This is a genomic window from Rahnella woolbedingensis (assembly GCF_003602095.1).
Taxonomy (GTDB): domain Bacteria; phylum Pseudomonadota; class Gammaproteobacteria; order Enterobacterales; family Enterobacteriaceae; genus Rahnella; species Rahnella woolbedingensis.
This window is the reverse complement of the sequence record NZ_RAHH01000043.1, coordinates 13521-29633: the sequence shown is the minus strand read 5'-3', so window position 1 is coordinate 29633 and position 16113 is coordinate 13521. Positions and strand designations below refer to the sequence as shown.

General features: G+C 51.4%; 10 protein-coding genes and 1 pseudogene. 8 read left to right on the top strand and 3 right to left on the bottom strand.

What is annotated here, in order from left to right; translation table 11 throughout:
* Positions 1-260 precede the first annotated feature (260 nt).
* Both D6C13_RS25995 and D6C13_RS25990 read right to left on the bottom strand, forming a co-directional pair.
* Complete coding sequence (locus D6C13_RS25995; RefSeq protein ID WP_120135111.1) at positions 261-3026, bottom strand: Ig-like domain-containing protein; 2766 nt, start codon at positions 3024-3026, stop codon at positions 261-263.
* 245 nt (positions 3027-3271) lie between these two features.
* A pseudogene (locus D6C13_RS25990) lies at positions 3272-4171 on the bottom strand (Ig-like domain-containing protein); the annotation flags it as partial.
* 988 nt (positions 4172-5159) lie between these two features.
* Between D6C13_RS25990 and D6C13_RS23635 the strand changes: the two are divergent.
* Complete coding sequence (locus D6C13_RS23635) at positions 5160-6458, top strand: CitMHS family transporter (protein WP_120135109.1); 1299 nt, start codon at positions 5160-5162, stop codon at positions 6456-6458.
* Between the two features lie 33 nt (positions 6459-6491).
* Here the strand turns inward: D6C13_RS23635 and D6C13_RS23630 are convergent, their stop codons facing one another.
* Positions 6492-7385, bottom strand: coding sequence for a LysR family transcriptional regulator (locus tag D6C13_RS23630; RefSeq protein WP_120135108.1), 894 nt, complete (start codon positions 7383-7385; stop codon positions 6492-6494).
* 94 nt (positions 7386-7479) lie between these two features.
* Between D6C13_RS23630 and D6C13_RS23625 the strand changes: the two genes are divergently transcribed.
* The 7 genes from D6C13_RS23625 (at position 7480) to D6C13_RS23590 (ending at position 16101) form a co-directional block, all read left to right on the top strand.
* Positions 7480-8463, top strand: a complete 984-nt coding sequence (locus tag D6C13_RS23625; RefSeq protein WP_120135107.1) for an NAD(P)-dependent oxidoreductase — start codon at positions 7480-7482, stop codon at positions 8461-8463.
* On the top strand, positions 8460-9152 hold the full coding sequence (locus D6C13_RS23620; protein ID WP_120135106.1) for an RraA family protein: 693 nt from the start codon (positions 8460-8462) through the stop codon (positions 9150-9152). Before D6C13_RS23625 ends, D6C13_RS23620 begins: the two co-directional genes overlap by 4 nt.
* A gap of 196 nt (positions 9153-9348) precedes the next feature.
* On the top strand, positions 9349-10824 hold the full coding sequence (locus D6C13_RS23615; protein ID WP_208642938.1) for a DUF1254 domain-containing protein: 1476 nt from the start codon (positions 9349-9351) through the stop codon (positions 10822-10824).
* Between the two features lie 378 nt (positions 10825-11202).
* Positions 11203-12498 carry a DUF1254 domain-containing protein gene (locus D6C13_RS23610; RefSeq protein WP_120135104.1) on the top strand — a complete coding sequence of 432 codons (1296 nt, stop codon included), beginning with the start codon at positions 11203-11205 and terminating at the stop codon, positions 12496-12498.
* A 468-nt stretch (positions 12499-12966) separates the two neighbouring features.
* Positions 12967-14316 carry an MFS transporter gene (locus D6C13_RS23600; protein ID WP_120135102.1) on the top strand — a complete coding sequence of 450 codons (1350 nt, stop codon included), beginning with the start codon at positions 12967-12969 and terminating at the stop codon, positions 14314-14316.
* Positions 14300-15058, top strand: coding sequence for a glucosamine-6-phosphate deaminase (locus D6C13_RS23595; protein ID WP_120135101.1), 759 nt, complete (start codon positions 14300-14302; stop codon positions 15056-15058). The genes D6C13_RS23600 and D6C13_RS23595 overlap by 17 nt, the downstream gene beginning before the upstream one ends.
* Positions 15055-16101 (top strand): N-acetylglucosamine-6-phosphate deacetylase, encoded by a 1047-nt coding sequence (locus D6C13_RS23590; protein ID WP_120135100.1) that lies wholly within the window; start codon positions 15055-15057, stop codon positions 16099-16101. Before D6C13_RS23595 ends, D6C13_RS23590 begins: the two co-directional genes overlap by 4 nt.
* Positions 16102-16113: the final 12 nt, after the last annotated feature.

The following is a 16113-nucleotide window of genomic DNA, read 5'->3' as shown; positions in this document are numbered from 1 at the left end:
GATGACAACACCCCGCCTGACATTACCGAATTCTGAATAGAGTATTTAAAAATGCAGCGCGACGAACATGTTAAAACGTTCCGCAGACTGAGGTATTTATTATGGCCACCCCCGGGGAGAGGTGCGTCTGGTGAACATGGTATTTAGAATTTAAGGTTTTTATTCAAAGACACGGATCGTATTGCATCCTTGTTTGCAACAGTGCCAAAAAAATCCCCGGCCGGAGCCGGGGATGAATTAAGGTCAGAACACGTCAGGGATTATGAAACCTGATGTAATTCCAAACCGTGCTGAACCAGCAGTTCGACATCACTGCCCGTGTGCTGATACACCTCGTACTGAATGCCACCTGCTGTCACTGCCCCGGTATCCTGCCAGGTGTTGTGAGCCAGGTCTTCGACCTTCAGCTCAACCACATCACCCTGGTCGCCGGTAACAGCCAGTTGCTGCTTGCCGTCCTGGATAAACAGGTCCTGCTGTGCGTGACTGAGGCTATCTTCCAGTTTCAGCTCCAGCGTCTGGCTTACACCATCGTGCAAATCAATTGTGGCGTGATGATTTAGTGTCGCCATTGTTGTCGCTGAGAGCTCCGGCAATGAGACATGGCTTGTGTCGTGATGGTTAGGGTCAACCAGTAAATCTTCCGATACAGAAATATCCTCATGCTGAACACTCGTTGCAGCATAGCTCGCAGTGACATGGAACTCTGCGGTGGTGGTTGTCTTTCCTTCAAAGGTCTCTTTTACCGTAAACGTATGACTCCCGGCAGAGATTGACGATACATCAAAAGTATAATTGTCATGCCCCGGTGACGCACTGTAAATAGACGGGTCAGATGAGACTGCATGCCCATTATCATACAAGGTTGCCGTTGCTCCTTGATGCAGGAACGCCAGTAACGTGTACTTTTCAACCGTCATCGTTCCGTCGTTTTTTATGATATGGCTGTAATCAGCATGCTGACCCTCATAAATACACCTGATGTTGGGTGTAAACACGGGTGGTGGCGTGTCAGTGTAGGTAGTAATCGCGTACTGGTCCGAAGCATCACTGACATTTCCGGCGGCATCAGTCGCTGTGACCGACAGGCCATGAGCACCATTATTCAGGGTCGGCGTTTTATAACTCCAGTTACCGCTGTTATCTGCCACCACGGAGCCCAGCACTTTCGTCCCGTCATACACCGTGATAAGCGCCCCCGCTTCTTCACCATTGCCGGTCAGGGTCGGGGAATGGTTCGTGGTTCTTTCACCTTCCGTCACGTTCGCTGTGAAGTCCGGGGCGTCCGGCGCCGTCGTGTCCACCGTAAAGGTAAATACATCGGATACCGGGCCAGTATGGCCTGTGTCTGTGGTGGCTGTCAGCGTGATATCATGCTCACCTTCAGTCAGCGCAACGTCCGGCGTCAGACTCCAGGTGCCATCGCCTTCCACCAGGGCAGAGCCGATTACCTGACCATGGTCCATGACGGTGATAATCTCGCCAGCGAGCTGATTTTTACCACTGAACTCCGGCTGGGTATCGTCCGTGAACGCCCCGTTATCCAGCGCGCCCTGGTAAAGCCCCTGGTCATCAGACACGGTCAGCCCGTCAGGCGTCGTTACGTCAATGATGCTGGTCGCATGAATGTTCACCACAAAGTCAGATGATGCCGCGCTGCTGTTGCCCGCCGCATCCGTCGCGGTCGCGGTGAAGTCATGTTTGCCATCGGCACACGCAGGCGTGGTATAACTCCACGAGCCATCGCTGTGGGCGGTGGTGGAGCCCAGCAGGGTGTCGCCCTCGTACACTTTTACAATGCTGTTGGCTTCAGCCTGACCGTTCAGGGTTGGCGTGTTGTCACCCGTGATGGTGCCGTCATTGAAGTGGCCCTGAGGTTCTCCCATATCAGCGTAGTAATCAGTGATGACAGGTGCGTCAGGGGCAGTGGTATCGTCCTGGTTGCTGCCCACGAATTCAACAACATATTTCTCACTCCAGAGGCTGGTGTGCCCCGCTGCATCGGTGGCCTGCACATCGATTTTCCAGAAGCCTTTAACATTAAATTCCTCGGCACTTTTCATCTGGTAATACCAGTGACCAGAGCTATCAGTAATGACAGTACCCAGTATGTGTACCCCGCCATTGGGACCCGTCAAACACACCTGGACAGTACTCTTCGCTTCCGCCGTCCCGGAAATCAGCGGCCGGCTGTCATCGGTTTTGTCGCGATAGTCAACCTGACCCTGTTGCGACCCAACATCGTCATACACCCCAGTGACGGCCGGCCTGCCCGGTGGTGTGTGGTCAGGAACAACGTTCAGCACAAAGTCTGCTGAATGTGTACTGGTGTTACCTGCCGCATCCGTTGCCGTCACAGAGAGAGTGTGTTTACCGTCACTGAGTTCGCCGGACACCTCGTAATTCCAGACGCCATTCGAGCCGGTGATTGCGGAGCCCAGCAGGATAGTGCCATCGTAAATATTTACGATACTTTCCGGTTCCGCCGAACCGGACAACTGCGGCCTATCGTCGTCCGTGGTCCCGCCATTAGCAATCTCTGCGTTATCTGTCCCGAAAGCATCCAGGATAACCGGTGCATCCGGTGGGGTGATATCGGCAGTTTCAACGTCCACCACAAAATCAGCAGAAGGCACACTGATATTGCCGGCTGCATCTGTTGCGGTCACGGTGAAGTCATGCATGCCGTCCGCACGCTCAGGCGTGGTGTAGCTCCAGGTGCCGTCCGCCTTGGCCGTTGTTGACCCCAGCAGGGTGTCGCCTTCGTACACGTTGACAATGCTGTTGGCTTCCGCATGGCCCTGAAGGGTTGGGGTGGCGTCATCAGTGGTGGCACCGCTGATGGAATTCCCCGCATCGTCGAGGAAAGAGTCAATGGTCGGCTGGTCAGGTGGGGTGATGTCATCCTGATTGGTATCAACAAAGTTAACCACAAAGCTGTCGCTTGGCTCGCTGGTATTACCCGCTGCATCGGTGGCCGTTGCCGTGATGATGCGGTTGCCGAACGGCAGGAATGGTCCCGCCATATCGAATACCCAGTGACCGGACGCATCAGCCACAACGGAGCCATCGATATAAGTAGCGCCTGTCGATTCAACCACGTGACTGATAACCACGACGCTGTCACGCTGATTTTCAGCTGGCTGTCATCTGTGCTGCCGCCGTTGGCAACCGGACCCTGCTGCGTCCCCACGTCGTCATACACTTCAGTGATAACCGGCGCATCCGGTGGGGTAATGTCAGGCGGGGTGTTGTCATCCGCATTGCTGCCGGTCAGGGTCACTGTGAAGGCGTCGCTCGTGACGGTATGGCCGTCTGTATCCACAGAAGAAACATGGAAAATATTTTCCGCACCGTGACTTGCCTGCATGGCCTGTTTACCGGAGAACTGGTAGCTCCAGGTGCCGTCATTACCCACAGTGATATGGCCAAGAGTGTAGGTTTTCCCTGTTGAAGGACCGTACATGGTGACAGTCACCACACTGCCGGGCTCACCGGTGCCGTGCAGCTCAGGCTGTCTGTCATCGGTTTTACCGCCGTCAGTGACATGCCCCGTATGCAGGCCCACATCATCAATGATGTAGGAGATTTCCGGGGTCGCGAACACGTCGGCATTCGTGGCCACGGTTTCCACGCTGTAGCCAGCGCTGCTGTCGCTGGTTCCCATGGAGTTGGTCGCCGTGGCCGTAAAGGTCCACTCACCCAGGCCATTGGTGATGTCCTGACTACCGTGCATCTGATAGCTCCAGTGCCCGTCTGCGTCGGCCACCACGCTACCCAGTGTGTAAGAACGATGATGCACGTCAGAATACACCGTCACCGTCACCACGCTGCCAGCCTGTGCGGTACCGGAAATCTCCGGCTGCTTGTCATCGGTCTTGCCACCCTGCGCAACTAAACCCTGATGATCACCCGACTGGTCGAGGACTTCGGTAATCACCGGCGCGACGGGTGCTGCGTCCTGGTTCAGTTCGGTGGTGTGAATGGTGTAGGTGTCGGACGGCAGCAGTTCACTGGTGCCTGAATCTAACAGGATGATCTGGAAGTCATAGGTTCTGCCCGGCTCCAGTGGCGTGTCCGGTGTAAAGCTCCATGTGGCATCGTCCCCGATGTCAGCATAGCCAATGACCACGTTATTGCAGAAAACCCGCAATACCTGGCCTTCACCCATCGGCAGGCGACCGCTGAGCGTTGGCTGCAGGTCATCGGTGTATCCGCCATTGAGCACCGGGCCCTTAGAGTGGCCAACGGCATCCGTGATGGAGTCGATGCGTGCGAGTGAGTCGTGGTCAATGCCCGTTTCCACGGTGGCATTCAGGTTATTATTTTCTGTACTGGACATAATATCCGTTACCTTTAAATTTAGTTTTAGTTTTAACCACCCGAAAAAATAAAGAACTGGTCAGGCAGAATGTCAATGCGGGCAGCAGGGCGCTGCCGGTGGAGGAGGATATTAATGATTGCCGGCGCAGGGAGCGCTTACATTTAAAATGATGCAATTCACAAATCAAAATAACAGCGGAGCAAAAAAACAAATGACAGGCAGTATACTGTTTAAAAAGGATATTGACTGAAGTGTATCATCTGCAAAACAGCTCAAAAGGAAAGTACAGTAAAATCAAATGTCGATATTGAATAATTCAGGCGATCCATTGCGGCACAATAATTAATCAGGCGAAGCTATTTTAAATACAACGATGCGACTTTTATTGCAACGATAGTTCCGCTTCACGCACATTTGCCCAAAAACTTCCCGCTGGCGACAGGTTAACGATTTTCCGCCAGATACTGACACACCTGTAAAACATATTTTATTTGTTCCCGCTCACAAACTCGTAAGACATTTTTGACCCTCCTGACATCCCCATTCCTCGGTGTGGCTCAAACGTTGCTTAAAATCTCCACTTCAGCACTGATCTCATTCCTCTGAGGAATATATCAATAAAATTCAATGCCATTAATTCATCATCCCCACTGTCATAATCCAAAAAATTAACCCGGCAGACACATTTCGTAAACATTTGCGCATCAAAAAATACCGAAAGTCGAGGGTTATAAAACAGACGTCACGTGATGTGGTTCGCAGTGTATTCGAGACCTGAATTTACTGTGCTAATGCAAAAAACCGCTGATATAAAAATAATCATGAGGATTTGACAATGTTGATTGCCCTGAGTGTGTTGATGCTGATTTTTTTCATTTATTTATTAATGAGCAAAAAGCTATCAGCTCTGACAGCACTGATTATTATCCCGACCATTTTTGCTCTTCTGGGCGGCTTTTATTCTGAAATGGGGGACTATGTTATTAAGGGGCTGCGGAGCGTGGCCCCCAACGGGATAATGATACTCTTCGCAATGCTATATTTTATGGTTATGACAGAAGCGGGGATGTTCGATCCGCTGGTCAACCGTATTATTAAAGCCGTACACGGCGATCCGGTTAAAATCTACCTCGGTACTGTTCTGCTGGCATTTATTGTGGCGCTGGATGGCGATGGTGCAACCATTTACATTATTGTCCTTTCGGCATTTTTACCCATCTACAAACGTATTGGGTTCTCTTTGCCGATGGTGTGCTGTCTGTTGCTGCAAGTCTCGGGCCTGGGAAATATGGTTCCCTGGGGAGGGCCAACCGCGCGCGCGGTTACCTCCATGCAGGTGGATATGAGTGAAGTGTTTGTACCACTTTTGCCTGCGCTTATGGGATGCGTCATCTGGACCTTTGTTCTGGCCTGGATTTTTGGCCGCCGCGAGCGTGCGCGTCTGGCGGCAGCGGGTCACGATTTCAAAATGATCAGCGAGATTAAGCATGATGGCGAACAACGCAGCCGTGGCCCACGAACATTCTGTTTTAACTGGCTGCTGACCTTGCTGTTGTTGGTGGGGTTATGTACAGAGATCCTGCCGTTGGCTTACCTGTTTATGATTGCTGCATGTATTGCCCTGATTGTGAACTTTCCCGACCTCGGTATGCAGAAGGCACAGCTCGAGAAGCACGCAGCGCCGATTATTGCCGTAGCCAGTCTGATTTTTGCCGCCGGTGTGTTCACCGGATTATTTAACGGAACGGGAATGGTTAATGCGGTCGGAGAGGCGTTAATCCGCATAATCCCGGATTCTGTTGGCCCGTATCTTGCCCCAGTTACCGCTTTGCTGAGTATCCCCATGACGTGGCTGGTGTCGAATGACGTCTTCTACTTTGGCGTTCTGCCCATTCTTGCCGATGCCGCTCAGCACCACGGTATTACCGCGGCGGAGATGGCCCGGGCTTCGTTGATTGGACAGCCGGTACATATCCTGAGTCCGCTGGTGGCTTCCACTTATCTGGTCGTCAGTATGTTAAAGCTGGATTACTCAGAGAATCAGCGGTTTACCTTCAAATGGTCGCTGCTCAGCTGCCTGATCATGTTGGTGATATCACTGGTGTTGGGGATTATTCCGTTATCGGGTGCCTAGCAGCGCTGAGCAGAACAGGGCGGGAACTCACTTTTAACGTTGGTAATCCCAGATTTTACCCGCGATAGAAGCCAGCTTACGTGCTGCAGGGGTCAGCTCACTCCATGAATGGAACTGTAATCCGAACGTACGGGGCATGACCAACAGTGGAAGGGGAATTTCGACCAGCGCAACGGCGCTCTGCTGCTCTTTCAGCACCCGGCGTGACAGGAAACTCAGCAGGTGGGTTTCCGCGATGACCATCCGCAGCGATGCCAGCGTATTGGCTTCTATCTGGACGCGAGGCAAAGGATAGCCAGCGCCCAACAAACGATGTTCAAGCCACTGCCGGGTTGCCACGCCCCTCGAAGGCAACAGCCAGCTGTACTGATTGAGTTGTTCTGCCGTCGGGTGAATACCTGCCAGCGGGTGGTCTTTGCTGGCAACCAGCACGACCGGATCGTCGAGGAGCGGGATCGAGATAAACTCCTCTCCGTTCTCGGGGAGAAAACCGAGAATGATATCGAGCTGCTTTTCGCGCAGTGCGCTTTGTAACAAGTCGTTCAGACCTACTTTGATTTCCAGCTGCACGCTGGGTGCGGCGTGCAGCAATTGCCCCGTCAGTTTCGGCAACATAAATTCGGCGGCGCTGGCCGCGGCGCCAAGGCGAATATAACCAGCATTTCCATCGGCCAGGGAACTCATATCTCGTTGTGTTACTTCCAGCGCGTGGACAATTTTTTGCGCTCGGTCACAAAGGAGTAACCCGGCTTCGGTCAGATAGATGCCTCGCCCGGCCTTTAACAGGAGTTTTGCCGAATATATTTTCTCCAGTCGCTGAATGCATTTTGTCAACGCGGGCTGAGTGATGCCAAGGCTGATAGCCGCTCGCCCCAGATGGCCGGTATCCCGAATCGCCAGCAGATAACGCAGATCTTTAAGCTCCATATCATTCCCGTCAGGAATCAATAAATAATATCCGGATAATATTATTTATCATTCACTAATGCCAACATTAAGGAAATCATCACAGGAGTCAGATATGACCTACAAGTTCTTAATGACCGCCCCTGAGCTGGGAGAAGGTGGCCGCAAGGTACTGGCCGACGTCGGGTGTGAAGTGGATTATTTGCAACATAGCAATGACGAGCAGGAAGTTGAACACCTGATGTCGACCCGAGTCTATGACGCCGTTATTTCGCGCACGGCTGTTTTGTCAGCGAAGGCGATCAATTCCTGTCCGACACTGAAAATTATCTGCAAACATGGCGTTGGCGTGACGAACATTGATGTCGCAGCAGCCAGTGCCCGCGGTATCCCTGTGCTGACAACCCCCGCCACAAATGCACAATCGGTGGCGGAACTGACGATTGCCTTAATGTTCAGTGCCGCCCGCCGCCTGCCTTTTTTCCAGCATGAAATCGCTGAACGGCGCTGGACGCGGGCTGGCAACGGTATCGAGCTACAAGGCAAGACGCTTGGGCTGGTCGGCTATGGCGAAATTGGTCGCCGTGTCGCGCATATTGCCCAGGCGATCGGAATGCGGGTGGCGTTCTTCGATCCGGCATTTGTGGGAGAAACGGAGCATCAGCGTTATGCCGGGCTGTCTGAGTTACTGCATAACAGCCAGGTGCTGAGCCTCCACTGTCCTGTTAATGCCGCCACCCGTCAGATGCTTAACAGCCTGACGCTGGCCTTGTTACCTCAGGGGGCGATTGTGGTGAATACATCACGGGGTGAGCTAATCGATGAAAATGCACTCGCAGCAGCGCTGGAAGAGGGCGCTTTGACCGCAGCCGGGTTAGACACTTTTATCGAAGAGCCGTTAGCTGCCGATCACCCCTTTCGCCAGCTCACAAATGTCGTTCTGACTCCTCATATCGGCGGCTCTACGACGCAGGCACTGGATGCGGTTGCGCGATCTGCAGCCCGGCAGTGTCTGGATTTCTTGCAGAGAAAGACTCTTGATCCGCGGGCGTGTGTCAATTCTGAAGCCATCTCACATTCAAAAGGAGTGATGCTATGAGCAGTAAAACCGACTGGCCAGCAGGCTATTATATCGGGCTTCGCGAACAGGTTCCTGACCGCGCAATGATTGAGGCTTTTCGCCAATTACCCGTCCCGAATATCGGTGACTGCATGGGGCGCAGTGCAGGGGCCAGAGGGCTTCAGCCCTGGCATGCTGACCGGCAGCTGGTGCTGTGTGGCCCGGCGCTAACGGTCAAAGTCAGACCTGGCGACAACCTGATGATCCATAAAGCGATAGAAATGGCACAGCCGGGTGATGTTATCGTCGTGGATGGGGGAGGCGACCTGACGCAGGCGCTGATTGGCGGACTGATGCGAACCTCAGCGTTGACGAAGAAAATAGCGGGCTTTGTCATTGATGGGGCTATTCGCGATCTGAACGAATGGGCGGAAGGTGGCATTGCTGTCTATGCCAGGGGTAATACGCTTCGAGGCCCATCCAAAGACGGTCCGGGAGAGGTCAATATTGCCATCAGCTGTGGTGGAATGGTCGTCGCGCCCGGTGACCTGATTGTCGGCGATGCTGATGGTGTTATCGCAATCCCTTACACGGAATTGAGTGCCCTGTTACCGAAAGTACATCAACACGTTGAGCGTGAAGCCAGGATCCGGACGAATAATGCGGCTGGCACCACCGATCCCGAGCGCTTTAACAGCCTGCTGCGTTCAAAAGGTTGTCCACTTTAATCCGGTCGTAAGGTTTGGCTATGTGGTAGTGGTGTCATCTCTGTGCTGGTGGCTAAAGGTTATATAGATTTTTTTCTGCATATATTTTTCTTTGACACATTAATTCATAGTTGATAACTACACTATTGATTCAGGTCCCGCCATTTTCAACCCAAGATGGATGGCTTACAAATCTATAGACATGAAGGGAATATCAATGAAAAACAGCAGACTATTTTTAGTCAGTGCCATCGCTTTAGCCGTTTCGGGGATAACAGCGGCACAAGCCACCCAAACAATGACCTCAGCAAACCAAACGACAGCTATTGCAAATGCTGCTATCCCGCCAGGTACTGTATTCACCAAGGAAGCTGCCACCGTTATAGCGAAAGATACCTACCTTTGGGGCTGGCCTATCGTTAACTCCTTTAATCGCCGGGCTGCAACTGAAAAAGTACCTGAGCCTGGTCTTAAGGGGGGAATTCTTCCAGTCGCTCCCACCGGTTATGTGGCAATGCTCAGCACTTACATTTCACCAAAACAGCGCTGGATTGCTCATCCTAACCAGGATGTTGTCTACGGTTTTGGCTACGCTTCAGTTGATAAAGATCCTGTCGTTCTTCAGGTTCCTGATTTTGGCGACCGTTTCTGGGTGTATGCGCTCTATGATGCACGTAGCGATGAGTTCTCTAAAATCGGGAAGCAGTATGGTACCAAACCGGGGAATTATCTGGTCGTTGGTCCAAACTGGAAAGGAACGGTTCCTGCGGGGATCACTGCTGTTATCCATGCGCCAATGGATCTTGTCGGTATGGGGCCGCGCGTCTTTGTCAATGATGACAAAGCCGATCAGGATGCACTTCAACATGTGCTGAATCAGGTCGTCATCTATCCCCTCAGTAAATACGATGGTAAGAAAAAAAACGTAGACTGGCGCAATGCACCTCACTTCGGGGATGAAGACAGCACCACAGGCGAAACAAAATGGGTTGATCCTAATACATTTTTTGACCAGTTAGCTGAAATTCTGCCACAGGTTCCACCACAGCCTGGTGAGGAATCCCGTTATGCGATGATTAAAGCTATGCTTGCTGCGGCGAAAGCAGATCCGGAAATTAAAAAAGCTATCGACGCTGCTGCGGTGGAAACCGAAGAGCAGGTTGTCACACCATTATTTGACTTCAAAACGAATGGTCAGACTTTGCCAGGCGGCTGGAATACACCGTCGAATGGTGCTCGCTGGGGTTACGATTACTTATCACGCACAGCGACGGCTAAGTCCAACATGTATGTGAACCAGCCGGAAGAAACGCGTTACTTCTTCGTTGAAGTTGATGCTAAAAATGGGCGCCTGAATGGTGATAACAACTACACCATCACCTTCCCGAAAGGTAAAACGCCGCCAGTGGATGGGTTCTGGTCGTTGACAATGTACGATCCTCAGCACTTTTTTGCCAAAAACGACATCGAGCGTTACTCCGTTGGGACCAAAAACCTCAAAGGCATGAAGTACAATGAAGATGGCTCACTGACTATCTATGTACAGCATGACTCCCCGGGCAAAGAGAAAGAAGCCAACTGGCTGCCTGCGCCGAAGAGCGATTTTGAAATGACCATCCGTACTTACTGGCCGAAACCGGAAGTCCTGAACCAAACCTGGACCCCGCCTGTCGTAGAGAAATCTGCCGAGTAAGGGGTAGACTATGAAGGCCTGTATAGGGCTGTCTCTTATACACAAATCCCTGGCATTCACGCCGGGGATTTTTTTGAATTTTTTTCTCCTCTGTTGATCTTCTTTGTATTCCAATTGGAGGAGCAACCGGAGACCACCATCATGTCCTTGACGTTATTGCAGACTGGCCGGTAAATCGGGTCAGTGAACTGCTGCTGTTCCTGTCAATATAGCCTTCGATGCGCTCATATCATTAAACTCCCCCTGTACGACATATTTAAAAATAAACAAACCATTAATATCAAAGGACTGATTTTAATGATAATAAACATCCCGCTCCCACTCAGTATTTAAAAGTAGCGCTATACTTCTAGAAGACCGCCTTAAAAGGATACAGCGATGAAAAAAATTCTCCTCCCGCTGGTATTGATTATGACCAGCAACGTTGCATTTGCGCAGCAGATTTCTGATAAACACGCGGAAGATGCCTACATCTATGGTTACTCAATGGATGAAGCCTACAAGTTCTTTTATGAAACCGCGGTGAAAACTGATACACCGATGAACCGTTTCCAGAACATCCGCCATCTTGCAGATGACACCTACACCGACCATCCAACAATCAATAACGATACGCTGCATTTGCAGGGTTGGTTAGATGTTGCCGCCGAGCCTGTTATTGTCAGCGTTCCTGATATGGACAAAGGCCGTTACTGGGTGCTGCACACCATGGACATGGGACACTACACCACGTCAATGATCGGTTCCCGTACCCGTGGCACTAAAGGCGGGCATTTCATGTTTGCTTCTAAAGCGTGGAAAGGTGAAGTTCCTGCCAGCGTTACTGAGGTGATCCGTGTTGATTCTGATATTATCAAGGTGATGGGACGACTCATGGCGACAAGCCCTGAGGATACTAAAGTCGCTCTTAACTATATGGATGACTGGAATATCAGAACGCTTTCTGCGTATTTGGGTGCACCTGGACCGAAAGCAAAAGAACGGACTTACCCAGACCCGGCTAAAACCAACTGGTTGCAGCGTGTAAACTTCGTGTTGTGTGAAGGAGACATGGGCACGGCAGATAAAAAATGGTTGGATCAATACAAAGACGTGGGTCTGGCACCCTGTAAGCAGGATTTTACTACTGAGCAGATCGAAGCTTCGAAGAAAGGTGAAAAACTGGGTATGGCTCATCTGACCGCGTTGGCACCTAAAATGACCGTCGCCGGCAAGCTGTTGGGTACTCGTGAAGAATTGCAGAATGGTCAGCGTGACTTGTTCGCAGAAGGCACCTTTATCGGTCAGTGGGGATTACCACCGGATGAATCTGTGTACCTGCAAGCTGTGAAAGGCGCAGATGGTCAGAATATTAGCGGTGCGAATGGTAAAAAATATCGTATGCGTTTCAAAGCACCGGACGTAAGCCAGTTCTGGTCATTTACTGCTTATGCATCTGATACTAAATTGATGGCCCATAACGAAATCAACCGCCATAGCCGTGGTGATCGTACTCTTAAACCAGATGCAGACGGCATGTACACGATTGAAATGAGTGCGAAAGGTGACGCAAATAACCCTAACTGGTTGCCGATCCCAGAAAAAGATACTTACGTTGTTATGCGTATGTATGGGCCAAGCAAAGACGTCCAGGCAGGCAAGTACACCTTCCCGACGGTTGACGTTGTGAAGTAATACTTCCGCTATTATGGTCAGATAGCCAGTTTTCGCAGGCTATCTGACATATTAAACAGTTAATAAAATCCCTGTTTTGCTTTAATAATTACCAGATACATTCCTTTTGTAAGCACCCTCCCGGGACCATGTTGCAGGTATTTAACCCCACCTCCCACCAATAACCCACCCAGCAGATATAAGCGGTTTTGTGGCTGTTTTGCAGTGTTTTTATTGGTTATCTCCCGTAATCTCAGGCTGAATGCTGTTCGCAAAGCGTACGCATCTAGCATTTGCGTGTTTTTTTGCTCATTGACTGTCCAATCTTTGCATTTTAGAACATACTCGTTCTTATATTGATTTGTTGTATTTTTAATATTTTTAACTAATTGAAAATTAATCAGTTAAATGAAATCAATCATGGTCTTAATCATTATGAAAAATAAAAGGCCACTCTGATCAGTACAACAGTAAGAGGGGGTAATATTTATGCCTTATCAGCAACATACAGCGAAAAAAATGGCCCGGCCAACAGGGAATGTCCGTTGGATGGTGGTAGGACTTTGTTTTCTGGGCATGGTGATTAACTATATTGACCGTGCAAATCTTGGGGTTGCCTTACCGGGTATGGCTCATGATTTATCCCTCACACCCTTCGAGCAGGGGCTGGCGCTAAGCGCCTTCTTCTACGCCTATGCGGCTTTTCAGTTTTTTGGTGGCGGGCTGGCCGATAAATTCGGTCCCCGTGCTATGTACACTTTTTCATCACTCTGGTGGGGGGCGCTTACCGCCGCGACGGCATTTGCCAGTAGCATGCTGAGCCTTTTTGGGGTGCGTTTTTTACTGGGTGCCGGTGAGGCAGGGGCCTACCCGTCATGTGCTACGGCGGTAGGCCGCTGGTTCCCTAAACATGAACGTGCGCTGGCAACGGCGATTTATGATAACGGTTCTCGTGTGGGGGGCGCATTGTCGCTGCCGCTGGTGATCCTGATTGTTGAAACGATGGGCTGGAGGGAATCGTTCATTATCACGGGAATACTGGGGCTGCTTTTTGCTGTCTTGTGGATCAAGTTTTATCGCGATCCCCGGCTGCACCCCACTCTTAACGCGGAAGAACTTACTTACATCGAACAGGGCGGTGCTCGCCCTATCGATCCCGCGACAGAAGAGAAAATTAGCTGGCTATCACTTTTCAAATTTCGGGCCGTCTGGGGCCTGATGTTGGGTAGCTTTAGCCTTAACTTTATCGCTTACTTTTTTATCACCTGGATGCCCAGCTATCTGATCAATGAGCTGCACTTCAGTCTGGTCAAGGTGGGATTTGTCGGCATGCTGCCTCCGTTAACTGCCGTGTTTGGAGGCTTGTTTGGGGGCTGGCTTGGGGATCATCTGGTCAGACGAGGTGTCTCACTCTCTGTCGCCCGCAAAATAGTTATCTGCATTGGCATGTTAGCAGGCAGCAGCATTGCGCTGGCAGTATTTGTGCCTTCAGGCGCATGGGCAATGGCATTGCTCTGCCTCTCGTATTCGGGTATCGCATTCTGCGCCTCAAACTCTGGTTCGTTATGTCTGGATATCGCGCCAACCGGTCGGCACGTTGCGGCGATCATGGGCATTCAGAATGGTTCTGCAAATCTGGCAGGCATTATTATGCCGGTTGTGGTGGGTTTGCTGGTCGGTAACGAAAACAACTTTTCACATGCTCTGATGTTAATTGGTGTCTTCGGGTTTATCGGGGCGTTCTCCTTTATCGTCATCGTCGGAAAAATTGCACCTTTAACGCGGGCTAAGCGTGTGAAGGTTGCTGACGCAGGAGCAAATAATGAAATTACACATTGAGAATAATAAAAGCGCACTGGGCATTGCTGCGGCTACCTCGGGTGCTGCGCGCATTCGTGCCACGTTGCAGGAAAAAGGGCAGGCCACTCTGGTCGTGGCGACGGGAGCGAGCCAGTTCGGGATGCTGGATGCGCTGGTTAAGCAGCAAGATATCGACTGGTCGAAGATAACAATTTTCCATCTGGATGAATATCTTGGGCTGCCGGCCAGCCACCCGGCCAGTTTTCAGCGTTATTTAAGAGAGCGTCTGATTAATCGTGTGGCGCCGGTAAAAGCATTTATCGGCATTGACGGCACCGCTGAGGTAGCAGAAGAGATTGCACGACTGAATCATCTTATCCGCCAGCATGATATTGATCTCTGCTTTGCCGGCATTGGTGAGAACTGCCATCTGGCATTTAACGATCCACCGGCAGATTTTCAGCTGCAGGAACCCTATCACCGGGTGAAGCTGGATGAACAATGTCGTCAGCAACAATTGGGTGAGGGGTGGTTTGATACGCTGGATGATGTGCCGCAATATGCTATTTCAATGTCGATACAACAGATAGCGCGGGCGAAATGCATCATTTTATCCGTTCCTGACAGCCGTAAAGCCTCTGCTGTGGCGGCAGCGGTTGCCGGCCCCATTTCAGCGATGTATCCCGCATCCTGGTTACAGCAACACCCGAATTGTTCGCTCTATCTGGAGCCGGAATCGGCGTCTCTGTTACCCCGGCCTCTGTCAGATGGGGCACTATGATGATAAAAACGGCCGGATTATTCGATGTACAGGTCAATGGTTTTGCCGGGGTAGATTTTAATGACGCCACACTGCAGCCAGAACAATTAACCCTTGCACTTGAGGCTATGCTTGCAACAGGGGTAACCAGCTGCTTACCTACCTTGATTACGGCAGATATGCCAACGTTGCGTCGCCGTTTTCTCGCTCTGGACAAGGCGGTCGCGGCCAGTCCGCTCGCCCGGGTGATGGTGCCGGGATACCATCTGGAAGGGCCATTTTTAAACCCTCAGGACGGTTATGCCGGTTGCCACCCGCCACAGGCAATGGCGGCGCCGGATGCGGCGTTAATTGCCCAGCTTCAGCAAACATTATCGCGTCCGATCCTCAAAATTACCTATGCTCCTGAGTTTGACCCGGAGGGGGAATTTGCCGATGCCATGTCTGCTGCAGGCATTGTTCTTGCCGTGGGGCACTCCATGGCGACAGCCGAACAAATCACGCGCGCGGTTGAGCATGGTGTGACAATGAGCACGCATCTGGGCAACGGTATTCCTCGCCTGCTGCCCAAATTTGATAACACGCTGGTCGCCCAGGCTACCAACGATAACCTGTTTGCTGGCCTGATTGCAGATGGTCTGCATATTCCCCCGGCTGCTCTGAAAATGCTGCTGCGCTGCAAAACCACTTCCCGCGCAATACTGGTGACGGATGCAACCAGTGCTGCTGGTGGATTGAACCCCGGGCATTACGTTTTCGCTGACCAGACGATTGAGCTTTCTGCGGATGGTGTGGTCCGGATGCCTGGCTCTCCCTATCTGGCGGGCTCGAGTCTGACGCTTGATAACGCAATTCGTAATCTGCTGCGTTGGCAACTGGCGAGCTTTGCGCAAGCCATTGCGATGAGCAGTGACAATCCACGGCGGCTGCTTGAGCCCGCGTTACGCCGCCATAACATTACCCTCCCTGATGGTGAAGTCGTCTGGAACGACGATCACCACATTGAAAGCGTGCGTGTCGGCGATATTTACCGTCAGTACGCCATGACTGAACAAACAACGTAAGGAGCTTTGTGT

Excerpts from the sequence above, each read along its gene's own strand:
- D6C13_RS25995 (WP_120135111.1), bottom strand. The coding sequence starts at position 3,026 with ATGGCGGGACCATTCCTGCCGTTCGGCAACCGCATCATCACGGCAACG.
- D6C13_RS23635 (WP_120135109.1), top strand. The coding sequence starts at position 5,160 with ATGTTGATTGCCCTGAGTGTGTTGATGCTGATTTTTTTCATTTATTTA.
- D6C13_RS23630 (WP_120135108.1), bottom strand. The coding sequence starts at position 7,385 with ATGGAGCTTAAAGATCTGCGTTATCTGCTGGCGATTCGGGATACCGGC.
- D6C13_RS23625 (WP_120135107.1), top strand. The coding sequence starts at position 7,480 with ATGACCTACAAGTTCTTAATGACCGCCCCTGAGCTGGGAGAAGGTGGC.
- D6C13_RS23620 (WP_120135106.1), top strand. The coding sequence starts at position 8,460 with ATGAGCAGTAAAACCGACTGGCCAGCAGGCTATTATATCGGGCTTCGC.
- D6C13_RS23615 (WP_208642938.1), top strand. The coding sequence starts at position 9,349 with ATGAAAAACAGCAGACTATTTTTAGTCAGTGCCATCGCTTTAGCCGTT.
- D6C13_RS23610 (WP_120135104.1), top strand. The coding sequence starts at position 11,203 with ATGAAAAAAATTCTCCTCCCGCTGGTATTGATTATGACCAGCAACGTT.
- D6C13_RS23600 (WP_120135102.1), top strand. The coding sequence starts at position 12,967 with ATGCCTTATCAGCAACATACAGCGAAAAAAATGGCCCGGCCAACAGGG.
- D6C13_RS23595 (WP_120135101.1), top strand. The coding sequence starts at position 14,300 with ATGAAATTACACATTGAGAATAATAAAAGCGCACTGGGCATTGCTGCG.
- D6C13_RS23590 (WP_120135100.1), top strand. The coding sequence starts at position 15,055 with ATGATGATAAAAACGGCCGGATTATTCGATGTACAGGTCAATGGTTTT.